At 60.5% G+C, this 23356-nt stretch carries 12 protein-coding genes; 3 read left to right on the top strand and 9 right to left on the bottom strand.

Translation table 11 applies throughout. From position 1 onward, the window contains the following. Positions 1 to 30: 30 nt before the first annotated feature. The 3 genes from pdxA to ACSQ8V_RS02730 all read right to left on the bottom strand — a co-directional run bounded on the left by pdxA (position 31) and on the right by ACSQ8V_RS02730 (position 4908). Positions 31 to 1023, bottom strand: coding sequence for a 4-hydroxythreonine-4-phosphate dehydrogenase PdxA (gene pdxA / locus ACSQ8V_RS02740; RefSeq protein WP_436204821.1), 993 nt, complete (start codon positions 1021 to 1023; stop codon positions 31 to 33). Positions 1024 to 1034: 11 nt separating this feature from the next. Further along, complete coding sequence (locus tag ACSQ8V_RS02735; protein WP_436204820.1) at positions 1035 to 2405, bottom strand: peptidylprolyl isomerase; 1371 nt, start codon at positions 2403 to 2405, stop codon at positions 1035 to 1037. Between the two features lie 124 nt (positions 2406 to 2529). Continuing rightward, positions 2530 to 4908, bottom strand: coding sequence for an LPS-assembly protein LptD (locus ACSQ8V_RS02730; RefSeq protein WP_436204819.1), 2379 nt, complete (start codon positions 4906 to 4908; stop codon positions 2530 to 2532). 248 nt (positions 4909 to 5156) lie between these two features. Here ACSQ8V_RS02730 and ACSQ8V_RS02725 point away from each other — a divergent pair, with 248 nt between their 5' ends. Further along, complete coding sequence (locus ACSQ8V_RS02725; RefSeq protein WP_436204818.1) at positions 5157 to 6197, top strand: aminoglycoside phosphotransferase family protein; 1041 nt, start codon at positions 5157 to 5159, stop codon at positions 6195 to 6197. Positions 6198 to 6214: 17 nt separating this feature from the next. Beyond that, complete coding sequence (murU, locus tag ACSQ8V_RS02720) at positions 6215 to 6907, top strand: N-acetylmuramate alpha-1-phosphate uridylyltransferase MurU (RefSeq protein WP_436206577.1); 693 nt, start codon at positions 6215 to 6217, stop codon at positions 6905 to 6907. 32 nt (positions 6908 to 6939) lie between these two features. Here murU and ACSQ8V_RS02715 read toward each other — a convergent pair whose 3' ends face one another. Together ACSQ8V_RS02715 and ACSQ8V_RS02710 are read right to left on the bottom strand one after the other, a co-directional pair. Further along, complete coding sequence (locus ACSQ8V_RS02715; RefSeq protein ID WP_436204817.1) at positions 6940 to 7362, bottom strand: type II toxin-antitoxin system VapC family toxin; 423 nt, start codon at positions 7360 to 7362, stop codon at positions 6940 to 6942. After that, positions 7359 to 7604 carry a FitA-like ribbon-helix-helix domain-containing protein gene (locus tag ACSQ8V_RS02710; protein WP_213767580.1) on the bottom strand — a complete coding sequence of 82 codons (246 nt, stop codon included), beginning with the start codon at positions 7602 to 7604 and terminating at the stop codon, positions 7359 to 7361. Before ACSQ8V_RS02710 ends, ACSQ8V_RS02715 begins: the two co-directional genes overlap by 4 nt. A gap of 152 nt (positions 7605 to 7756) precedes the next feature. On the opposite strand from ACSQ8V_RS02710, the gene purB reads away from it, so the two are divergent. Beyond that, positions 7757 to 9145, top strand: coding sequence for an adenylosuccinate lyase (gene purB / locus ACSQ8V_RS02705; protein WP_436204816.1), 1389 nt, complete (start codon positions 7757 to 7759; stop codon positions 9143 to 9145). Positions 9146 to 9226: 81 nt separating this feature from the next. On the opposite strand, the gene ACSQ8V_RS02700 is transcribed toward purB, so the two are convergent. The 4 genes from ACSQ8V_RS02700 to ACSQ8V_RS02685 all read right to left on the bottom strand — a co-directional run bounded on the left by ACSQ8V_RS02700 (position 9227) and on the right by ACSQ8V_RS02685 (position 23101). Continuing rightward, positions 9227 to 10171, bottom strand: a complete 945-nt coding sequence (locus tag ACSQ8V_RS02700) for a hypothetical protein (RefSeq protein ID WP_436204815.1) — start codon at positions 10169 to 10171, stop codon at positions 9227 to 9229. A gap of 722 nt (positions 10172 to 10893) precedes the next feature. Beyond that, entirely contained in the window at positions 10894 to 13101 is a 2208-nt protein-coding gene (locus ACSQ8V_RS02695) for an Ig-like domain-containing protein (protein WP_436204814.1), read from the bottom strand. A gap of 397 nt (positions 13102 to 13498) precedes the next feature. Next, positions 13499 to 18370, bottom strand: coding sequence for an Ig-like domain-containing protein (locus ACSQ8V_RS02690; protein ID WP_436204813.1), 4872 nt, complete (start codon positions 18368 to 18370; stop codon positions 13499 to 13501). Positions 18371 to 18727: 357 nt separating this feature from the next. After that, on the bottom strand, positions 18728 to 23101 hold the full coding sequence (locus ACSQ8V_RS02685) for an Ig-like domain-containing protein (protein WP_436204812.1): 4374 nt from the start codon (positions 23099 to 23101) through the stop codon (positions 18728 to 18730). Positions 23102 to 23356 lie beyond the last annotated feature (255 nt).

The raw sequence follows: 23356 nt of genomic DNA, 5'->3' as shown, positions 1-23356 counted from the left end.
GGAAACAGACAAGGAACGAGGCAAAAGAAATCAGGCTGTGCGGCGGTGGCGCGCCATGGCGACGGCTGTGTCGATAGCCACTATCAAGCTGCCCGGATCGGCGCGGCCCGTACCGGCCAGATCGAGCGCAGTGCCGTGATCGACAGACGTGCGAATGATCGGCAGCCCCAGCGTGATGTTGATGCCTTCGCCGAACGTCGCGAATTTCAGGACCGGTAAACCCTGGTCATGGAACATGGCGAGCACGCAATCGGCGTCTTTGAGATAACGCGGCTGGAACAAGGTATCCGCCGGATAGGGACCGGGAGCGTCGATACCCAGCGCGCGCGCTTGCAGCAGCGCGGGCGTGATGACATCGATTTCCTCGCGGCCCAGATAACCGTTTTCGCCCGCGTGCGGGTTGAGCCCGGTCACGAGGATGCGCGGTTTCGGCAGACCGAACAGCGCTTTCAGATCGCGGTCGATAATGCTCAACGTCTCGACAATGCCATCCACCGTCAACGCCGCCGACACGTCCTTCAGCGGCAGATGGGTGGTAGCGAGCGCGACGCGCAGCGGCCGGTCGCCCATGCCCGCGAGCATCATGACCACGCGCGGGGTATGCGTGCGTTCAGCGAGATATTCGGTGTGGCCGGTGAACGGAACGCCGGCGTCGTTGATGGTGCTTTTCTGCAGCGGCGCGGTGACGATGGCATCGAACCGACCGCTCACCGCCCCGTCTATGGCTGCATCGAGCAGGCCGAGCACATAACGCCCGTTCGCGGCGTTCAGCTTGCCCGCGGTGACGGGCACGCTCAGCGCGTGATGCTCGATCTCGATTGCCGCGCCCGTTGAAAGCCACGGCGATGAACCAGCCCGCTCGGCCATCAGCTCACGGTCGCCAAGCACGGTAAAGCGCACCGACGGCCAGCGCTGAGCCGCTTCAGCCAGCGCCGCCACCGTCAATTCAGGCCCCACGCCCGCCGGTTCCCCGGTGGTAATGGCTATGGACAATAGAGACGGTGAGCGGCTTGCTGCGTTCATCTCACCAAACCTTACTGGTTCAGCGCTTGTTGAGCCGCGACGCCCTTGTACTGCACGTAAGCGGTGTCGCGCAGTTCACGCAGCCAGTCGGAATACGCTTGCTCGGCCTTGCGCTGACCGATCGCCTGACGCGCCGTGTCCAGTTGCTGCTGCACTGAACCTTCTGCCTCGCGGCGTCCCAGCACCTGGATCAAGTGATAACCGTACTCGCTGCGAACCGGGTCGCTGACCTGACCGTCTTTCAGGTTGTTCATGGCGCGCTCGAATTCCGGCACGGTTTCGCCCGGGCTGATCCAGCCGAGGTCCCCGCCTTGCGACGCGGAACCGTCCTGCGAATAAGTCCGCGCGAAGTTGGCGAAATCGCCGCCCTTCTGAACGTCATCCTTGATTTCCAGCAGCTTCTGACGGGCGGCCGACTCGGACACGCCATCGGCTACGCGCAGCAAGATGTGCCGGACGTGGGTTTGCACGAGCTTCGGGGCATCGGCGGCCTGGCCTTGGCCTGTCCGGCGCTCCACCAGCTTGATGATCTCAAAACCGCCGTCGGTGCGAATCAGTTGCGGATTCACCTCGTTCGGACGCAGCGTTGCAACCGCGCTCACAATGGAAGCCGGCAACGAAGCCTGCGTGCGGAAACCGAGATCGCCGCCCTTGGCTGCGTCGGTATCCTGCGTATTGTTCTTGGCCAGCTTGGCAAAGTCCGATCCGCTTTGCGCGTCTTTCAGCACGCCTTCGGCCTTCGCCTGGATAGCGGCAATGTCAGCCTGCGACGCGTTCTCCGGCACCTTGAACATGATGTGCTGGAGATGCAGGTCATTGGACTGGAGGGCGTTCGGTCCGCGCTGGCTGGCAACGTAGTTGGCCACTTCGCCGTCCGACACCGTGATCTTGCTGTCCACCTCTTTCTCACGCAATTTCGATAGCGTCAGCTCGGTGCGGGCATCGCGCCGGAAAGTCGTCCAGGGCACCCCTTGCGCCTCGATGCGCGCGCGGTACACGTCGAGCGTCATCTGGTTTTGCTGCGCGAGACGCTCGAGCGTGCGTTGCACGGTCGCGTCGTCAATGGTGATGTTGTCTTCCTTCGCCTTCTGCAACTGAATCCGCTCGATCACCATCTGGTCGAGCACCTGACGTTGCAGCTGATCCGCCGGCGGAACCGGCGCGTTCTGCTGTTGCAGGCGGCGCACGATCAGACCCGTGCGGTCGGCGAGTTCACGTTCCGTGATGACGTCGCTGTTCACAACAGCCGCGACAGAGTCCGCAATCTGCGCGCCGCCCGCCGTGGGCGAGGGCGCCAGCGCCTGAGCGTGCGCCACCGGTCCGGCCAGTAAAGCTGCGGCGAAAACACCTGCCGCGAACATTGCGCACTTCAACTTGTTCATGTTTGACACAGATACTCCATCGATTGCGGCCGGTGACCGACCCTGTTGCCTGTTGCCCTTCTGCCCTGTACCTACGGCTTCCTGCCTGTATCCTGGCGTATTCCCCGGCACACACTCCGCACGCTCATTCGTAATTCGTGTAACGCGCGAGCGGTGCGGGCGGCGGCGGTGGCGGCGTGTAACCGTTGACGCCGGCACGGAACGCCGCGGTCAGCCCATTATCGACGTTCGACAGGCCCTTGAACGTCATTTGAGCGAGAATACGCGTCCCGGCAGTGTTACTTCCGGTGCTGGTGATACCGTTTGCGTAACGCTGCAAGCCGACGCCCAAGGTCCAGCAGTCGGCATCGTACTGGAAGCCCAGCAGCCCGTCGACGAGTCGATGCCCTGCCAGATCGTAGTTCACCCGGGCGACGCTATAAATGTGTCGCGACAATGGCCATTGTGCCGAAACCAGAATCTGGTTGATCGGCGAAGTGGACAGCGTGGTTTCGTTCGCCCGCGTGTACCTATACCCAATATTGATGACTTCGCGCGCCGCCGGGCTGAACCCGAAACCGATGCTCGACCGCACCAACTGGTTGTTGTCGGCATTATATTGGAACGCAGTTTCCTGTGAAAAACCAGCGCCCAGCTTGAAAGACGCGCCCAGGATCAGGTCCGAGTGTTTCGCCTGGTCGAGCGGCTGGCCTTCCGTGATCGTGACGCGCTGCGGCTGGAAATAATACTGCTGCGCGATCACAAAACGCGCGCGTTCGTCGCCCGTTGCCGGGTTGATGAAACGCGAGGTCAGGCCCACCGTCAGACGGTTTGCATCGGCAATACGGTCGTTACCCGCGTACGTGTTCGGCGTATAGATTTCAGCGAGGCTGAAGTCCGACTGGCCGGTGTCGAAGATCGGCGCGAATTCCTGATTGCGGTACGGCGTGTACACGTAATACAGGCGCGGCTCCAGGGTCTGGATGTAATCCTCCCCGAAGATGCGCACCGAACGGTCGAACACCAGGCCGGTGTCGAAGCTGACGGTAGGAATGGATTCCGACAGGCTCTTCGGCTGGTTCGGGGGCGTGCCGTTGGCCGCACTGCCGATCTCATTCAGGTCGTACGACGCAAAGTGATACTGGATCTTCGGCGTAACGAAATAACCGGGTCCGGTGACGCTGTAGCTCAGGTACGGATTAAAGACAACGCGCTGACCTTCCGTGGAGTCCGCGATGGTGGTCGTAAAGCGCGTGTAGTCCGCTTCCGCGCCGTAGTCGAAACCGCCGACGTTGTACTTGTTGTACAGGACGTTCAACTGCGGTTCGCGCGCATACGGCGAGGTCGCCGGCGGCAACACCTGCCAGCGCTGCTCGTGAGCGAGAATCGACCACGGTCCGTTGTTGTACGTGAGCCCCACTTCCTGCTGATACAGCACCTGCGTGCCGTTGATGATCTGGTTCGACGCGTTGCCCAGGTCTTCCGGATACTGATTGTCCGAGACCTTGTTGTAGTTGATATAAGCGCCGAAACCGCCGCCAAAGTTCTGCTGGTGCTGGATGTAGATCGCATAGCGGTTCGTATGCGTCTGCAAGTCCTGCGGCAGGAATTCGCCGGTGATCGTGCCCGAATAAGTCGGCGACAAATACCGGAACGTCGACTGGATCTGAATACCGCGGCGTGTCATCAGGCGCGGCGTGACCACCAGATCGCGATTCGGCGCGATATTGAAGTAGTACGGCATCTCCACTTCAAAACCGGTGGTCGAATTCACCGACACCGTGGGCGGCAAGAGTCCGCTGCGCCGTTCGCCAGTCAGCGGGAACGACAGCCACGGGCTCGCGAACACCGGGAAGCCCTGGAAGAACAGCACGCCGTTGTGCGCGACGCCTTCGTTCGCGCCGGTATCGAAGTCGAACGACGTACCCTTGATGTACCAGGCCGGATCCATCTCGCACGAACACGCCGTGTACGTGCCGTGATCCACGCGCGTTTGTTCGTCATCGATCAGGTCCGCGCGCTGCGCGCTGCCCGAGCCATTCGAGAGATTGAAGCGGTACTTCGGGTTCGTCATGTAACCCTCGTTCGCCTCCACCTTCAAGTGCGCTTCCGGGCCGATGAACGAATTGCCGTTGTTGAAGATCCTGACATGACCGTAAGCATCGGCCATGTCGGTGTCCTGGTCGTAATGCAGCGCATCCGACTTGATCACCGAGACGTTACGGCGCAATTCGGCCGAACCCTTCGCGGCCATGTCCTGGTCGGCCGTGCCCGTGGTGTGGTCGCCGAGCACGAACGTGGCCGGCTGGCTGCCCTGGCGCAACGGCCGCTCTTCGAGCTGCGGCGCAAGCCGCAGGCTCCAGGCGTCGCCGAGCGGCTGCGAGTCGGCTGCCGCGCCCGCTAGCTGCGCGTGCGCGAGCGCCGGCATGAGGCCCGGCACGGCTATCAGCGCGGCGAACAGCCGCCGTCTGCGTAGCCGCGTTTCGCGCAATGGAACTGGTTTGGAAAACTGTCGTGGCGGCATGTTTGAGTGCTGTTCAATCGCGTCACGCTCGGCGCTCGACGAGAGCGTCCTGGCACAGTCACCGGAACTCGCGCCACCGGAGTTGACGGTTCGCTGCGAACGAAAGTGAATCGATCGATGGATGGTCGGGCGGTAATCTTAACCACCGGCAGCCGTCATGGCTTGCCGGAGGCTTCGCGCCGGGCGCAAACGGAATGCTTAAAAAGTCGTGGGGTATTATATGGCAAGACGTTTCACCCCTCGAGTTTATGACGCCCAATCCCCCCAATTCCTCGAATTTCCGCCTTACACAACTTCACGACTGGCTGCAGACTGTGGCCGAGCGGTATCGGCTGGATCTTTCCACGCTGGCGCCCGCTTCCACCGACGCCAGTTTCCGGCGCTATTTCCGGCTGGCGAGCAACGCCGGGCTCGAATTCGGCAAGACCCTGATTGCCGTCGATGCCCCGCCGCCCGAGAAGTGCCGCGAATTCGTGCAGGTCGCGGGTTTGTTGCGCGAAGCCGGCGTGCATGTGCCGCAGATCCTGGAGACAGATTTCGATGCCGGTTTCATGCTGGTGACGGATCTCGGCACGACCACGTACCTCTCCGTACTCGATGAAAAAAACGCGCGGCCGCTGATGCGCGCGGCTATCGATACCTTGATCCGGTTTCAGTCGACCTCGCGCGAAGGCGTCTTGCCTGCTTTCGACGAAGCCTTTCTGCGTCGCGAAATGGAACTGATGCCGGAGTGGTTCGTGACGCGTCATCTCGGCCACACGCTGGACGCGGCTGAACGCAAGGTACTCGACGACACATTCAACGTTCTGGTTCAAAGCGCGCTGGCACAGCCGCAAATCTTCATGCTGCGCGATTTCATGCCGCGCAACCTGATGGTGAGCGAGCCGAACCCTGGCGTGCTGGACTTCCAGGACGCGGTTTACGGGCCGTTGACCTATGACATCGCTTCCTTGTTACGCGACGCGTTCATCAGTTGGGAAGAAGCGTTCGAACTCGATTGTTTTGTCTATTACTGGGAAGGCGCGCGCGCAGCAGGATTGCCCGTCGACGCCGATTTCGGCGAGTTTTACCGGCAGATCGAGTGGATGGGCTTGCAGCGGCATATCAAGGTTCTGGGGCTGTTCGCGCGGATTTATCATCGCGATGGAAAGCCGCAATATCTGGCCGATCTGCCGCGGTTCTTGGGCTATGCGAGAAAGGTGTCCGAACGCTACAGGCCGTTAAGGCCATTTGCCCGCTTGCTCGATACGCTGGAAGGCCGCGCCGTGGATGTGGGATATACGTTTTGACGGCTCTCAACGTAGCCATGATTTTCGCCGCCGGGCGTGGCGAGCGCATGCGGCCCCTGACTGACAGACGTCCCAAACCTTTGCTTGAAGCCGGTGGCAAAGCGTTGATCGTCTGGCAAATCGAACGGCTCGCTGCCGCCGGATTCAAGACGATCGTCATCAATCACGCGTGGCTTGGGCGCATGCTTGTATCGAATCTCGGCAATGGTTCGCGCTGGGGCGTTGAAATTCGCTACTCGCCTGAAATACATGCGCTGGAGACGGCGGGCGGAATTGCCAAGGCTTTACCGCTGCTGGAAGAGCATGGCGAAGCCACCGTTTTCGCGGCGGTCAGCGGCGACGTGTTCTGCGAATTCGACTACGCACACTTGCACGAACGCGCCGCACAGATGGCGTTGCGCGATGAACCGGCAATGCATCTGGTGATGGTGCCGAATCCGCCCTTTCACACCCTCGGCGATTTCGCGCTTGATCCGAATGGCCGGCTCTCTCTTGATGGCTCGCCGCGCTTCACGTTCGGCAATATCGGCCTATACGATACCCGCATGTTTCGCGATCTCGCGCCCAACACACGGCGCGCATTGACGCCGTATTACCAGGAGACGGTCGCGGCCGGACGTGCTACAGGCGAGTTGTATGAAGGCCGATGGGAGAACGTTGGAACGGCGGCGCAGTTAGAGGCGCTGGATCGCGAACTGAGGGGCAAGTGAACGCAAAAGTGGACGCAAGCGGACGCTGCACGCTATGCTGCCGTCCAGGGATCAATGACCGGGATTTCTGTCGCTTCGAAGTCCTTGCCGTTTCGCGTTGCGAGCACTGCGTCGCAACTGTGGCAGATAGCGGCGATTTGCGCATCGGCTGAACTGATTGGCCGGCCTTGCGCCTCGCGTGCGGCTACGAGGGCCGCATACGTACGCGCGGAACCTTGGTCGAAGGCTAGCACCTTGCCTGCTAATTCTCCATCAAGCATCGACTCGATCGCGCCGCGCAGCGCGGTTTTGCGTTGGCCGTGCGGAAGCCGCGCAACACCGTACAACAATTCTGCAACAGTAATGGCCGTGGTGTGCAAGTCATGCGAGTTTTGCGCATCCAGCCAGGCCAGCACGTTTTCGTCGGGGTGGGCGCGCATGAGCTCCGACAAGACATTCGTGTCCAGAATAATCATTCCGGAAACTCAGCGGCCCGTGGCCGTTCAGTCCGTTCCGGTAGCGTCAGACCGTTGTCGGCAAGACTCGCAAAGCGTTGATGGATACGGCTGCCGAAACCCGTAACGTTTGCTGTGCCCGCTACCGCATTCTGCAAGATCACCCGCACCTCCTCTTCCATGGAACGGCCATGCCGGGCAGCTTCCACACGAAGCAATGCCTTAACTTGGTCGTCCAGGTTGCGAATTGTCAGCGTTGCCATTGGGCACTCCATTTTGCTGTCATTGACTGCAATGCTATCATAAAATGCATAGAATGGTCTCGTGCCAGCAGGTCGACACACGCTCCATTCGGTGACTGGTTCGCAAATGTTAAAATCTCTCCTTCCCTTTCGCCTTTTCTTCGCGGTTGCCCATGTCCGATACCCGTTCCGATACCCTCTTCGCGCTGACCGCGCTGTCGCCGCTCGACGGCCGTTATGCCGCCAAAACTGAAGCGCTGCGGGAGTGGCTGTCCGAATACGCGTTCATGAAACATCGCGTGAAGGTCGAAGTTCACTGGCTGATCGCGTTGTCGCAAGCGGGATTCGACGAAATTCCGAGCTTTTCCGAAGCGTCCGAGAATTTCCTTCTGCAACTCGCCGAACGCTTCACCGTGCACGATGCCTCCCGCATCAAGGACATCGAAAAGGTCACGAATCACGACGTCAAGGCCGTTGAATACTGGCTCAAGGAATCCGTAAAAGGACAGCCGGAGCTGGAACGCGCGAGCGAGTTCATCCACTTTGCGTGTACATCGGAAGATATCAACAATACGTCGCACGGCATGATGATCGCGGGCGCGCGCGAACACGTCATGCTGCCCGCGCTGCGCTCCGTGCACGAGCGCCTGATCAAACTCGCCCACACGCATGCCGCGCAGCCAATGCTCGCACGCACGCACGGCCAGCCGGCCAGCCCGACAACGCTCGGCAAGGAAATGGCGAACGTGGCGGCGCGCTTGCAAAACGCGATAGAACGGATTGCGGAAGTGCCGATTCTTGGCAAAATGAACGGCGCGGTCGGCAATTTCAATGCGCATCTTTCTGCTTATCCGGATTTCGACTGGGAAGTGTTCTCTGAAGGCGTGGTGGAAGACCGGCTGAAACTCACGTTCAATCCGTACACCATTCAAATTGAACCGCACGATTACATGGCCGAATTGTTCGACGCCATGGCGCGCGCCAATACCATCCTGCTCGATCTCGATCGCGATGTGTGGGGTTATATCTCCGTCGGTTATTTCAAGCAGCGGACCAAAGCGGGTGAGATCGGGTCATCGACCATGCCGCATAAGGTCAATCCTATCGACTTCGAAAATTCGGAAGGCAATCTGGGCCTGGCGAATGCAACGCTGCGCCATCTCGCCGACAAACTCCCCGTCTCGCGCTGGCAACGGGATCTCACGGATTCAACGGTGCTGCGCAACATTGGCGTGGCGTTCGGTTATTCGCTGCTGTCCTATGACTCTCTGATTCGCGGACTCGATAAACTCGAAGTGAACGCCGCACGCCTGAATGAAGATCTGGATAATTGCTGGGAAGTTCTGGCTGAACCGGTGCAAACGGTCATGCGGCGTTATGGCGTTGAAAATCCGTATGAGCAGTTGAAGGAATTGACGCGCGGCAAAGGCATTACGCGCGAAGGCTTGCAGACGTTCATAAGCGGACTGGCCATTCCGGATGAAGCCAAGCAATTGCTACTCGCCATGACGCCCGGGTCATATGTGGGTAAGGCTGTCGAATTGGCGAATCGGATCAAGTAACGCTCAAGTAACACCGTAGCCGCGTGTTTTGACCGGAAGCAGTTCGGGGAAGGTTGTCCCGAACTGCTTTTTGCTGCCCGCTCAATGCAACTCGATTCGTACTGCCTGCTCGATCAGCAATTCAGTGTGGCTACCCGAGTGCTCAATCACGTTGAACGTGTGTCCGCCAACCTGCGCGGTTCCATGATGCTGCCATTGACCGTCGGACAATCCCGCAACAGGTGAGTTGCTCAGGTCAACTGAATCGCCATCCTTGCCGGTGACCATCAGTTGCTGTTTGCCATCGTCGAGAAAAAGATTGTGCTCGCCCAGGCTGAGTGTGTCGGCCAGCGACATTTTCAACGCGTTGTGTTGACCGCCAAGATCGAAGCCGCCAATCCCTGAGGACGTCGCCAGCGATCTGTCCGTCAGCGCGCCAAGATCCAGAACCTGGTGATGACCGAGAAACGCGAACGTTTCGACACTCTTCTCACCATGGGCGAACTCCAGTGTTCGCCTGGCATAAGGCTCGGACGGCTTTGGGGGCTCTGACGGCTCGGCGGCATTGACGGCACTGGAAACAGTGTGTCCCGAGACGTCGCTGTCTGGAACCCTCGCGGCAGACCGGACGTGAAAGACGTTCTCGGGAAAATAGGGCGCGCTGCTGAGCCCGGAGTCAGCCGCCGCGCCTGTCGCGTAGAGGGACGCGTGGTTCGCGACGACGTCGTCAATGAGCGGGGTTTCAACCGCTTCGGTTGTAACGGCGAAGTAATTGACCGTGCGGTCGCCGCCATAGTCTGCAGCCTGAACCGCCGACAAGTCGTGGACGCCATCGAAAAGCGGTGTGGAGAGCTGGAGCGACCATCCCCCTTGCCCATTCGCGACTACGACTCCGAGCAGCGTTGCACTGTCGTACACGTCTATAGTTGCGAACGGATTGGCCGTGCCGACAATCAATGGCTTTTCAGTGTGGATCGTACCGCCATCTTTCGCGCCTCCCACTTCGGTTATGACAGCTTGTGCGCGAACATCTAGGTTAGAGACCATTTTCGCGAATCCTTTTTTATAGCGAGTCAATGCAACCGCGCATGACTGATCAAGAAGTGGCTGCGACTTTCACCGTGTCAATACAATCCAATCGACCTGTACTTTCTGCTGCACCGGCAATTCGGCATGGGTGTTCAAATGCGGGTCGACGTTATGCATAAACGCCGTCAACCTGCGCGCCCGTGTTCTTATTCGTTGCCCTTCATCACTGGGCCATCGGAAGTTCGAAAAGGTCAACGAAACTTCCCTCCTTGCCATTTAACGCAGACTGTTGCGTGCATCCTTGCGGAACAAGTCCTCTTCGCTTTTGATGCCGCTGACGCTGTGCGACATGCGATCGATAGACAGGTCGCTCAGGCAAGGATGATGCGCTCGACATCCTGCCTCCCAGAAAATTGCGATGCGTTCGACGATAAAGCACCGCGCGTGACGGCTCCATCTCAACATTGAAATTCAGAGTTTTGGGACGACGCGTAGGGATGTGTTGACAACCGTGCTTGTTTTGAACGTGTCGATGCGATGCTGAATTGGTTGCTGTCAATGCGTCTCGCCGGCTGTTACGTGGGAGATGAAATGATGATGCCGTCAAGACAATCCGCTCTGTTAAGAGGACGCAAAAAAGCCGTTGCAGAATCACTTCTGCAACGGCGGCCGATTAGCTTTTTCGGGTCATGCAACCGACGATCCTTTTTGGAATCATCGGTCTTAAAGACTTCCTTAGCTTAGTTATGCAACGCGATCTGCACGCCTTGCTGCACCAGCAACTCGGTGTGTGCGCCGGAGTGTTCGTACACGTTGTACGTAACCCCGCCGACCACCGCCGTGCCTTCCGCCTGCCACTGACCGTCAGCCACGCCCGCGATGTGCGCATTCGACAGATCAACCGTGTCGCCATTAGAACCCTTCACCATCAACTGCTGATGGCCGTCCTTCTGGAACAGGTCTTGTTCACCGAGGTTCAGCACGTCCGTCAGCGAAAGCTTCAGGTTGTTCGTGTGACCGCCCAGATCAATCACTTCGATACCCGAGATCTTCGCCGCCGCCGTCTTACCGGTCAGTGAGGTCAGATCGAGCACCTGGTGGTCGCCCGTCAGGTGCAGCGTATCGATCGCCGTACCGCCCGAGCCCTGGATATGCGCCGTGGTTTCCTTGAAGTAGGACATGGGGTTCGCATTCAGGTCCACCGTCTCGTTACCGTTGGCCGCGTGGCCGACGAAGGTGTCGTGCTCACTCACCGCCGTGTGATGATTCGTCGTGGTTGAGTCGTCGGTCGTCGCCTGATCGGACGACCCGATAAGCGCCTGGTCGTCCGTTTGGTGAACGGCGCTTACCGATTGAACCGGCACCGCTGGCGCCCAGACCCCGCCCGAAACCGGTAAATGGACGTTGAACCCGACCAGGTTCCAACTGGACTCGGCACGCTTGTCATCTATCAGATAAAGCGTTCCGTTGGTCGTTTTCCAAAAAATACTTTCCTCCACCCCTTTGGGCGTTGTATAGCCCCAACCGTAGCTGTAAATGTTGTTTCCTCGTGAAGTCAGAGTGGCTGTTGCGCCGGGATTATTCGCATAGGCGGTGTTCGTCCAGAGCGATCCCGCACCGTAGAGTCCCGCAAGATTCATCCCGGTAATGTCGATATAGATCGTTTGGTATCCTGAGGTGGATACATTCCATACCTGCCCGCCAGACGACGTGGATTCGGTGAACCCGAAAGTATTCGACGTTACCCCTGCCAAGCCGCCACTCACCACTTTCGCCGTATACGTGTGATAGCCGCCGGTTACACCCGAGTCTTTGTATGACCAGGTGCTACCGTTCACCGTTGCAGTGCCAATCAACGCATTGTCCCGGTAGAGAGCCACGGTCTCGCCGGTTTGCAGAACTGAGGAAAGGGAACCCTGAACCGTCGGACTCGCGCCCAGCACCAAACCATTGTTGCTGACATACGTGTTCGCGGCAGAAACGGTATCAAGCAAATTCGTGATCGTTACCGTTTCCGTGGGTGCGACCCCGTAGGTGAAACCAGTGTCGGGCGAATGCGCGCTCGTCGTGCCCGCCGCATTCATTTCCGTCACGCTGATGCTGTGCCCGCCTATCGCCAAATCTGTTGCGGGCGTGAACGTCCATTTGCCGTCGTGGCCAACCGTGGCCGTGCCCAGCACCGTGGCGCCGTCGTACACCGTGATGATGTCGCCCGCCGTGCCCGTGCCGCTGATATGCGGATGGCCGTCAGTCGTCGAGCTGCCCGCAGGAATCAACGCGTTGCTGTCATCGGTCAAGGTGGGCGCGGCCGGTGTGGCCGGCGTGCTGGTGTCCACCTTAAAGCTGATGTCGGTCGAATGCGGACTTGTGCCCGCCGAATTGCTCTGAGTCGCGAAGACATCATGCGCGCCGTCGGTGAGCGCCGTTGCGGGCCTCAGGCTCCACGTGCCGTTGCCCGCCACGGTGGTCGTGCCAATCAGCGTAGCGCCGTCGTACACCGTGATCGTGTTACCCGCCGTGCCTGTGCCCGTCAAGACCGGCCGGGAATCGTCCGTGGTCATGCCGTTCGTGATCGGCCCGGTGATGCCGCCCACGTTGTCGGTCAGCTCTGTAATGCCCGGCGCGACCGGCGTAACGACGGTCGCGCCGATCTGCACGCTCAACGGCACAGACGAGGCGCCGAAGTTGCCCTGGCTGTCCTGGGCGATCGCCGCGAAACTGTGAATTCCGCCCTTGAGCGCTGCGGACGGCGTGAATGACCAGGAGCCGTCTATCCCCACCATTGCTGTTCCAAGCGCCCGCACGCCGTCATAAATGGTGACGGTGTCGCCTGCGTCCGCCGTCCCCTTGATGACCGGCGTGGTGCTATTCGCCACCCCGCCGTCAAGCGCCGCGCCAACCGATGTAATCACTGCCCGAGACGGGTCTTGTGTTCCAAGCGCCATCATTCAATCTCCTTTAATTATTCCGACGTCAACGGGGCGTCGAACCCGCCGGTGCACGCGCCCCAAGGAAACGAATTGGAAGTAAATTGCACAATTCGAAACGTGCAACGGCAAATCCTCCATGCGAGTCAGCGGTGTTGATATCGGAGAAGTCCTAAATGAATGCAATGCATCCGTATCGGACAGGGCAATTGCATGAATGCTCGTTAACAAATCAAAGAGGCATCGAAGCGAAAGTTGCTGGACCCGATTAAAAAGGCGCTTGCTTCTGGCCTTGCAGAAGGGTTAGAGCCAAGAAAAAAGGCCGTCTCGGGATTGCTCCCGTGACGGCCTTTTCCTTGGCTCCTACCAAGAGGAGAGCGGTTCTATCTGCAAACCGCTCTCCCCTCTACTGCGCTGCCTAGTTATGCAACGCGATCTGCACGCCTTGCTGCACCAGCAATTCCGCATGCGCGCCGGAGTGCTCGTACACGTTGTACGTCACGCCGCCCACGACCGCGGTGCTTTCCTGGTGCCATTGACCGTCAGCCACGCCTGAAATGTGCGTGCTCGACAGGTCCACCGAGTCGAGGGACGAACCCTTCACCATCAACTGCTGATGGCCGTCCTGCTGGAACAGGTCCTGCTGCCCAAGGTTCAGCACATCCGTCAGCGAAAGCGTCAGGTTGTTGAAGTGGCCACCCAGATCGAACACCTGGATGCCCGAGATCTTCGCCGCCGCCGTCTGGCCGGTCAGCGAGGTCAAATCGAGCACCTGGTGAGCGAACGTCAGGTGCAACGTGTCGATCGCGCCGTGCCCCGAACCCTGGATGTGCGCCGTGTTTTCCTTGAAGTACGAACTCACGTCCGCGTTCAGGTCCACCGTCTCGTTACCATAGGCCGCCGTGCCCAGGAAGGCGCCATGCTCATCGACTGCCGAGTGAGCGTCCGAGTTGACAACCGGCGTGCTGGACGGCGAGAAGTCGAACGAGACAACGTTGGACTGCGGGCTGCTCGCATTCGACGAATTTGTCTCGGTCACGAACAGGTTGTGCGTGCCCACCGACAAATCCGCACCCGGCGTGAACATCCAGTGACCAGTTCCATCGATCACCGCGGATCCGATCACCATGAAGTTGTCGAACACATGGATTACGTCGCCTGCCGCGCCCGTCCCGCTGATATGCGGATGGCCGTCCGAACTGACCGCGCCCTGTGGGATCGGCGCGCCGTTGTCGTCCGTGATGCTGATCACAGGCGTTTTCGGCGTGCCCGAACTCGGATCCACCGTGAAGTGGATAGTGGCGGACTGAACGCTCGCGCCGGCCGAATTCGATTGCACGGCGTAGATGTCGTGCGGACCGGTGGCAAACAACGCGTTCGGCTGGAAGTTCCACGTGCCGTCATTGCCGACCTTGGTCACGCCCATCATTCTGCTGCCGCCGTCGAACAGGGTAATCGTGCTGCCGGGAACGCCCGTGCCGCTAATGGAAGGATGGGTGTCGACTGTCGTAGCGCCCGCCACGACCAGGTGGCCGCCGTGGTCCATGATTTCCGAGATCACCGGGGCCGCAGGCGCACTGGTGTCCACCGTGAAGCGGATATTCGTGGAGTGACCGCTCGTTCCCGCCGCGCTGGACTGGGTCGCGAAAATGTTATGCGAGCCGTTGGCAAGCGCTGCCGTGGGCGTGATGTCCCATGAGGTGTTCACGCTGACCGTGGCCGAACCGATTGCCGTGTTGCCGTCAAACAGCGTGACCACGGTTCCTGGAACGCCGGTGCCGCTGAACGTGGGATGCGATTCCCCAGTCGTCATGCCGTTCGTGATCAGGCCAGTTGCATCGCTCACCGTGCTGATGACCGGCGCGGACGGAATAGCCGTGCTGCTGAAGGTGTCCATGATGGTCCAGCTCAGGTCCGGATTGAACAGGGTCGAACCTGATCCGGTCGAAAAACCGAACGAGTAGATGCCACCCGTCAGCTTGCCGCCCAGCCCGTTCCAGTCCTGCTGATTCAGCACAACGGTCAGCGTATTGCCATTCAGCACCGGCTGAGTCGCCATTCTTTCCCAGCCGTTCGTACCGGGGCCGGACAACATGAAGGTCGCGCCCTGCGACGAAATGCTCGAGTCGATCCAGGCGGTCACGGTCACCGTGCCATCGGTCATTCCACCTTGTGCAACCGACGCGCCGTGGCTGTCGGTCACGCCCGTGACCATGATCTTGGTGAACGTGAAGTCGAACTCCCGCGATGCAGCGCTCGTCACGTGATCCGAATTGGTCTCAGTTGCCGTCAAACCGTGACCGCCGACCTGCAGCGCGGTTGCCGGCGTGAAGCTCCACGTGCCGTTATCGTTCACGACCGCGGTGCCGAGCAGCGTGGTGTTGTCGAAGACGTTGATCGTGCTGCCCGCATGACCCGTGCCGTTAAGCGTGGGTTGTCCGTCAGTCACGAGGCCGCCCGGCGAAACGTTGCCTGCCAGGGGGCCGGCGGTGTCGATCAGGCCCGTGATCACCGGCGCAGAGGGAGCGGACGGATCAACGGGGACAACCGGGTTGAAGCTGAACCAGAAAGCATCGGACTGCGGGCTGGTGTCGCCCGCCGGATTGGTCTCGGTCACGAACAGGTTGTGCGTGCCCACGGCGAAGTCCGCCGCCGGCGTGAAGGTCCAGTGGCCCTTCGAATCGATCAGCGCGGAGCCGATCGGCGTGGAGCCGTCGAACACGCGGATGGTGTCGCCCGCCGTGCCCGTGCCGCTGATATGCGGATGGCCGTCGGTACTGACAGAACCCGGGGCAATGGCCGCGCCGCCGTCGTCCGTCAGGACAGGCAGCGATGGCTGTTGCGGCCCGTGAGCAACCGTCACGTTGAAATTGATGTCGGCGGAACGCGCGCTCGTGCCTTGACCATTTATAGCGACCGCATAGAGATCATGCGGGCCCGAGGACAGCGGCGTGGAAGGCTGGACCGACCAGGTGCCGTTCGAGCCGACCGTGACCATGCCGATGACTGACGTGCCATCGAACAGCCTGATGGCGTCGCCGGCGGTTCCCGTGCCTGTCAGCGTAGGACGCGCGTCTGCCGTGTCCATGCCATTCGAGATCAGGCTGACAACCGAACCGGAGGCGTCGATCAAGCCCGTCACCAGCGGCGCTGTGGGAGCGCCTGACGGAGTGACCGGATTACCCGGGTTGAAGATGAACGAAAAGACGCTGGACTGAGGGCTGGTCTCGCCCCTCGCATTCGTTTCGGTCACGAACAGGTTGTGCGTGCCCACTGACAGGTCCGCGCCGGGCGTGTAGGTCCAGCGGCCGTTGGTGTCGATCACCGCAGAGCCGATGAGGAACGAGTTGTCGAACAGGCGGATCACGTCTCCCGCCGTACCTGTGCCGCTGATATGCGGATGGCCGTCGGTTGATATGCCGCCCTGGGCGATCGACGCGCCGCTGTCGTCCGTCAGGACAAGACGCGACGGCTGTTGCGGCGTGCCCGAGCCCACCGTGAAGTAAATATCCGCGGACTGCGCGCTCGTGCCCGCCGAACTGGATTGCATGGCGTAGATGTCGTGCGAGCCGAGCGCAAACAACGAATTCGGCTGGAAGTTCCAGGTGCCGTCATTGGCAACCTTGGTCATGCCGATCATCCGGATGCCGTCGTAAATCATGATCGAGTTGCCCGGAGCGCCCGTGCCGCTGATCGAAGGATGCGTGTCGGCCGTGGTCCCGCCCGTCACGATGATCCCGCCGTTGTGATCCATCAGTTCGTTGATCACGGGCGCAGCAGGCACGCTCGTGTTCACCGTGAAGTGGATGTCCGCTGAGTGGCCGCTCGTGCCTGCCGCGCTGGATTGCGTCGCGAAAATGTCGTGCGAGCCGTTGGCGAGCGCCGCCGTGGGCGTGATGTCCCATGACGTATTCATGCTGACCGTGGTCGAACCGATTGCCGTGTTGCCGTCAAACAGCGTGACCACGGTTCCGGGAACGCCGGTGCCGCTGAACGTGGGATGCGATTCCCCAGTCGTCATGCCGTTCGTGATAAGCCCTGTGGCGTCCGTCACCGTGCTGATGACCGGCGCGGACGGAACCGTAGCGCTGCTGAAGGTGTCCATGAAAGTAAAGCCCAGGTCCGGATTGAACATGGTCGAACCGGCGGCGGTCTGGAAGCCAATGGAATAGTTGCCGCCCGTGAGCGTGCCGCCCATTCCGTCCCAGTCATGCTGGCTCAGCACAACGGTCAGCGTGTTGCCATTCAGCACCGGCTGGGTCGACATTCTTTCCCAGCCATTCGTACCGGGGCCGGACAACATGAAGGTCGCGCCCTGCGACGAAATGCTCGAATCGATCCAGGCGGTAATGGTCACCGTGCCGTCTGTCATGCCGCCGTATCCCACCGACGCGCCGTGGCTGTCGGTCACGCCGGTCACCATGATCTTGGTGAACGTGCAGTCGAACTCCTGCGATGCCGCGCTCGTCACATGACCTGTACTGGTTTCAGTTGCCGTCAGGCCGTGGCCGCCGACCAGGAATGCCGCTGCCGGCGTGAAGCTCCAGGTGCCGTTCTCGCTAACCACCGTGGTGCCGAGCAGGGTGCCGTTGTCGAAGACATTGATCGTGCTGCCCGCATGGCCCAGGCCGTTGAGCGTGGGTTGCGCGTCAGTGATCAGGCCACCCGGCGCAACGTTGCCGGCCAGGGGACCCTGGTTGTCGACCAGGCTCGTGATCACGGGTGCCGATGGATTCGACTCCACCGTGCGAATGCTGTGCGTGCCGACCGACAGATGGGCCTCGGGCGTGAACGACCAATTGCCGTTAGTATCCACCGTAGTACTGCCAAGAACCGTGCTGCCGTCGAGTACGGTGACGACGTCGCCAGGCGTGCCATTGCCGCCGCCGGTCAGCACGGGACGCGAATCGTCCGCTGCCGACACAACAACGGTTTGGGGCGCAGTGCTCATGAAATGCATCACGGGTTGCGGGACCGGTTCAACGGGTGCGGCAACCTGAACGCTCATTGCAGCCGATGACGCGCTGTCATGGCCAAGCCCGTCCGACGCAATGGCGGCAAAGTTATGCATTCCGACCTTCAGCTCGACCACGGGAATGAACGACCATGTGCCGTTGTCCGAGGCAATGGCCGTACCAAGCAGCCTGATGCCGTCATAAATTTTGACAATGCTTCCCGCGTCCGCAGTCCCGGCAATAACCGGCGTCGGGTTGCCAACTGTTCCGCCGTTGGACGCCATGCCGACCGACGTAATGACCGCTTGGGAGGATTGTTGTGTTTGCAGTGCCATGTGTTTTGCCTCTATTGCTAGTGAAACGATGAAACTTGGCCGGTGCTCGGTCAGACACGCACGCGCACGGCTTCGAGAAAGCGCACCGGTCCATTGCGCAACGCGCAATATTCCCGATACGTGCGGCTGATTCTAACCAGAACCTCTTCGCCTTACATATCCGAAAGCTCTTAAAAATGGGCCGATTTTGCGGCTATTTGTTGCTAAATTGATCGAATTTATGCCGAAGTGTGAATACAAGACAAAAGGCCGCAGCGGGATTGCTCCCGTTGCGGCCTTTTGTTTTGCAACCAATTAAAGATACGGGCGGCGCCGGCTGAACTTTTGCCGAGGCCGCCCGCTTCCCTACGGTATTACTTAGTTATGCAACGCGATCTGCACGCCTTGCTGAACCAGCAACTCGGTGTGCGCGCCGGAGTGTTCGTACACGTTGTACGTCACGCCGCCCACCACCGCCGTGCCTTCCGCCTGCCACTGACCGTCAGCCACGCCCGCAATGTGCGCATTCGACAAGTCAACCGTGTCGCCATTAGAACCCTTCACCATCAACTGCTGATGGCCGTCCTTTTGGAACAGGTCTTGTTCACCTAGGTTCAGCACGTCGGTCAGCGAGAGCTTCAGGTTGTTCGCGTGACCGCCCAGGTCGATCACTTCAATACCCGAGATCTTCGCCGCCGCCGTCTGGCCGGTCAGCGAGGTCAGATCGAGCACCTGGTGGTCGCCCGTCAGGTGGAGCGTGTCGATTGCCGTACCGCCCGAGCCCTGGATATGCGCCGTGGTTTCCTTGAAGTAAGACGCCGGGTCCGCATTCAGGTCCACTGTCTCGTTACCGTTGGCCGCCGTGCCGATGAACGCGTCGTGCTCGCCGACTACCGTGTGGTGGTCGGGTTGAGTCGAATCTACGCCCGACGCTGCTTGGGCTGTGTCGTCGGTTGCGTCCGAACTTGTCGGCTGCAACATGGACGACAGTCCGGTCGCCACCGTCAGCGGCACGTGCAGCGAAGTACCCGGAAGGTAACTGCCTCCTGCCACAATAGACGGTAGGTCCGTGATGTAAAAATCGTGCGCGCCGTTTGCAAAATTGGCCGTGGGTGCGATTTTCCATTTTCCGTTCTGATCCGCAGTAACTGAACCGATCGCTGTGCTGCCATCGTATAGCGTAATGATGTCGTTCCCCGTGGGAGAACTGGTTCCGCTAAAGCTCAGATGCGCGGATTGAGTCGTTGTATTCCCAAGAATCACCACTCCCGAATCGTTTGTTATGGTCGGCACGGCTGGCACGCCGTTGATCACCACGCTGCCGCCCACATTCAATACACAACCCGCGCTAGGGGCGCTCGTCACGCCGCCCACTGTTTGCGTCACGGTATAGGTATGCACGCCGTTTGGCGGGTAATCGTAATTAGCTTTGCTCGTACCCCCCCACTTGCCCGTTGCGTCGACCGTTGTCGTGCTTAGTAGCGAGCCATCGCGGTAGATCCGGATGACAGCGCCCACTGTGCCGCTTCCCGCCAAATCGGCAACTCCGCCTGTGATGGTCGTACCGCCAGACGAGATCAAAACTTCGCGGGCGTACGAAAGGTCACCAGCGGCGGTGCCTATACCGTAAATGACCAGAGGTAAATTAACAGTAAGCGGCACATGCGGCGAAGTGGCCGAGCCCGCCGCGTTGCTTTCCACTACGTACAGATCGTGGCTGCCAACGCTCAAGTCGGCTGCAGGCATGAACGTCCACTTGCCGTCCGTGCCAACGGTGGTCGAACCAATTACGGTCGCGCCGTCGTACACCTTGATGATGTCGCCCGACGTGCCTGTGCCATTGATATGCGGATGACCGTCGGTCGTTGTGCCCGATGTAATCGCTACGCCGCTGTCGTCCGTCAAGGTCGGCGCAGCCGGCGTGGCCGGGGCGGCCACGGCGAAGGTGAACGCAATCGGGGCCGAGGCCGCGCTCGTGCCGCTTGCGTTCGACTCGGTCACGTACACACTATGCGGGCCGCTGGAAAAATCCGTAGAAGGCGAGAACGTCCACTGCCCGTTCGGTGCCACCGTTGCAGAACCCAGCAGCGTCGCGCCGTCGTACACCTTGATGATGTCGCCCGACGTGCCCGTGCCATTGAAATGCGGATGGCTGTCGGAGGTGGTCGCGCCCGCAGCAATCGCAGCGCCGCTGTCGTCCGTCATGGTCGGCGCAGCCGGCGTAGCCGGGGCAGTTCCGGTGTGAGTCCAACTGGTGTCGTTGACGACGTAATCCGCCGACTTGTAAGAACTTCCGGTAGCAGGGTAGTCAATGGCCGTGAAAGTGGTCTTCCCTGGTGCTGTACCCGCGAGAAAGACCGGCGTATTGTCAGCGAACGTTGTGGTCGCAGAAAACGTCTGGGAAAAAGTGCCGTCTGGCCCCACCGTTACGGTTATCGACGGCCTACCTGACCCGCTTATATGGTCGCCAGCAACAAATATCTGGACCGTATCGCCAGCGGCGTACCCAATAACGGCCCCCTTCACAGTGATTGTCCCAGTCATCGAACCGTTGTTCGCGATCAGAAGACCATCCTGATCGTACACGCCAGTAATCACGATCGAATGCGAAGGTATACCGACAGTCACTGTCGAGGCTGCCGACTTCGCGCTCGTGCCGGCCACGTTCGATTCCGTGACGCTGATGCTGTGTGCAGCACTAGACAAAGCCGTCGCCGGCTGGAATGTCCATGTGCCGTTTGAGTTCACGACCGCCGTGCCCAACACCGTGGTGCCGTCGTACACCGTGATCGTGTCGCCCGCCGTACCCTTGCCGTTGATATGCGGAGCGGCGTCGGGGGTTGTGCTGCCTGCGGGAATGGCTGCGCCCGCGTCGTCGGTAAAGGTCGGCGCGGCCGGCGTGGCCGGCGCGGTCGTAACGACCGTGATGACAACCGGCGTCGAAGCCGCGCTCGACGTGCCGGCCGGGTTCGTTTCAGTAACCGTGATGCTGTTGTTGCCAGCGGCCATATCAGTTGACGGCGTGAACGACCATGTACCGTCGTTTGCAACCGTGGTCGAGCCGATTACGGCGCCGTTGTCGGACACCGTGATGATGTCGCCTGCCGTGCCCTTGCCGTTGATGTGCGGATGCGGGTCGGCCGTCGCGCCACCTGCGGCAATCGCGTTGCCGCTGTCGTCCGTAAAGGTCGGTGCGGCCGGCGTCGCCGGCGTGCTAGTGTTCACGGTGAAAGTGAACGTGTTTGAAACCGTGCTCGTCACACCGCCGGAAGTCTTGGCCGTAGCGGTGATGGTGTGCACGCCGCTTGCCCAGGTGATGCCCGACCCGATCCACCATGAGCCGTCTACTGACACACCGACCGAACCTAACAGGCTCGCGCCGTCGTATACGGAGATCGTGTCGCCGTAGTGCGCCGTTCCATAGATAACATTGCCCGTGTACGGCGTCGTGCTGCCGCTCGGTACGGACTTGACGTCGACCGAACCGTTGTATTCGTGCAGAAGCGTAATGACCGGTACCGTTGCCACAGGCGTGAACGTGAACGCAATTGCAGCCGATGCCGCGCCCGTTGTGCCGGCCGCGTTGGTTTGCGTGGCCGTGATCGTGTGCGTGCCGCTGGCCATATCCGTTGACGGCGTGAAGGTCCACTTGCCGGTGACGTCAACCACGGCCGAGCCGATCGGGGTCGCACCGTCGTAGACCTTGACTATATTGCCTGCCGTGCCGGTGCCGCTGATGTGCGGATGGCCGTCGGTTGTCGTGCTGCCCGCCGGAATTGATGCGTTGCTGTCGTCTGTCAGAACCGGCGTCGACGGTTTTGCCGGCGTGGTCGTGTCCACCACCACCACGATAGGCGCGGAACTCGCGCTCGACGTGCCGGCGGGGTTCGTTTCAATCACCGTGATGCTGTTCGAGCCATTGGGCAGATCCGGCGACGGCGTGAAGGTCCACGTGCCGTCCGGTGCAACCGTGGTCGAGCCGATTACGACGCCGTTGTCGTACACCGTGATGGTGTCGCCGTTCGTGCCCTTGCCGTGGATATGCGGATGCGCGTCAGCTGTCGTGCTGCCTGCGGCAATTGCGTTGCCGCTGTCGTCCGTGGTAGTGGGCGCAGCCGGTGTAGCCGGCGTGGTGGTGTTGACCGTGAAGCTGATATCGGTCGAGTGCGGGCTCGTACCCGCTGCGTTGGTCTGCGTGGCGTATAGATCGTGCGTGCCATTAATCAGCGCCGTGGCGGGTTGCACGCTCCACGTGCCGTTGCCTGCCACCGTGGCCGAGCCGATTACAGTAGCGCCGTCATACAGCGTGATCGTGTTGCCCGCCGTGCCCGTGCCCGTCAGGACGGGCCGCGAGTCGTCGGTCATCGTGCCGTTCGTGATCGGCCCGGTCTTGGTGCCCACGTTGTCGGTCAGCGCTGTGATGCCCGGCGCGGCCGGTGCAACTACGGTTGAGCCGACCTGCACGGTCAACGGAACCGACGACGCGCCGAAGTTGCCCTTGCTGTCCTGCGCGATGGCCGCGAAGCTGTGCGAGCCGCCCTTGAGCGCCACGGTTGGCGTAAACGACCACGTGCCGTTCACACCCACCAATGCCGTGCCGAGCAGTCGCACGCCGTCATAAATGCTGACGATGTCCCCCACGTCCGCCGTGCCCGTGATGACCGGCGTGGTGCTATTGGCCGTGCCGCCGTTGAGCGCTGCGCCCACCGACGTGATGACTGCCTGAGACGGGTCTTGTGTTTGAAGCGCCATTGATCAATTACCTTTGATTGCTATGAAGTCGATGGGGCGTCAAGCCGCTTGGTTCGACCCGCCCCTCGGAAACGGATTTATCCGTTGCACAACAGCACGTTTCCCAACGTGCGACCGCGAATTTTCCATGCAAATCAACGGCGTCGATACAGGAGAAATCCTAAAGGCGATACTCCAAGGACGACCCGCGCGAAAAGGAAAGTAACGATAGCCAAGTGCAACGCGCGGCATGCGCTTCAGTGCATGGAACGCGTC

The organism is Caballeronia sp. LjRoot31, from assembly GCF_964253885.1.
Lineage (GTDB): Bacteria > Pseudomonadota > Gammaproteobacteria > Burkholderiales > Burkholderiaceae > Caballeronia.
The sequence above is the reverse complement of the archived record's forward strand: the minus strand, read 5'-3'. Positions and strand labels throughout refer to the sequence as shown.

What these genes read in the sequence shown, in the direction of transcription:
- murU (WP_436206577.1), top strand. Translation starts at nt 6,215, where the DNA reads ATGATTTTCGCCGCCGGGCGTGGCGAGCGCATGCGGCCCCTGACTGAC.
- ACSQ8V_RS02725 (WP_436204818.1), top strand. Translation starts at nt 5,157, where the DNA reads ATGACGCCCAATCCCCCCAATTCCTCGAATTTCCGCCTTACACAACTT.
- ACSQ8V_RS02735 (WP_436204820.1), bottom strand. Translation starts at nt 2,405, where the DNA reads ATGAACAAGTTGAAGTGCGCAATGTTCGCGGCAGGTGTTTTCGCCGCA.
- ACSQ8V_RS02710 (WP_213767580.1), bottom strand. Translation starts at nt 7,604, where the DNA reads ATGGCAACGCTGACAATTCGCAACCTGGACGACCAAGTTAAGGCATTG.
- ACSQ8V_RS02690 (WP_436204813.1), bottom strand. Translation starts at nt 18,370, where the DNA reads ATGGCACTGCAAACACAACAATCCTCCCAAGCGGTCATTACGTCGGTC.
- purB (WP_436204816.1), top strand. Translation starts at nt 7,757, where the DNA reads ATGTCCGATACCCGTTCCGATACCCTCTTCGCGCTGACCGCGCTGTCG.
- ACSQ8V_RS02730 (WP_436204819.1), bottom strand. Translation starts at nt 4,908, where the DNA reads ATGCCGCCACGACAGTTTTCCAAACCAGTTCCATTGCGCGAAACGCGG.
- pdxA (WP_436204821.1), bottom strand. Translation starts at nt 1,023, where the DNA reads ATGAACGCAGCAAGCCGCTCACCGTCTCTATTGTCCATAGCCATTACC.
- ACSQ8V_RS02685 (WP_436204812.1), bottom strand. Translation starts at nt 23,101, where the DNA reads ATGGCGCTTCAAACACAAGACCCGTCTCAGGCAGTCATCACGTCGGTG.
- ACSQ8V_RS02695 (WP_436204814.1), bottom strand. Translation starts at nt 13,101, where the DNA reads ATGATGGCGCTTGGAACACAAGACCCGTCTCGGGCAGTGATTACATCG.
- ACSQ8V_RS02715 (WP_436204817.1), bottom strand. Translation starts at nt 7,362, where the DNA reads ATGATTATTCTGGACACGAATGTCTTGTCGGAGCTCATGCGCGCCCAC.
- ACSQ8V_RS02700 (WP_436204815.1), bottom strand. Translation starts at nt 10,171, where the DNA reads ATGGTCTCTAACCTAGATGTTCGCGCACAAGCTGTCATAACCGAAGTG.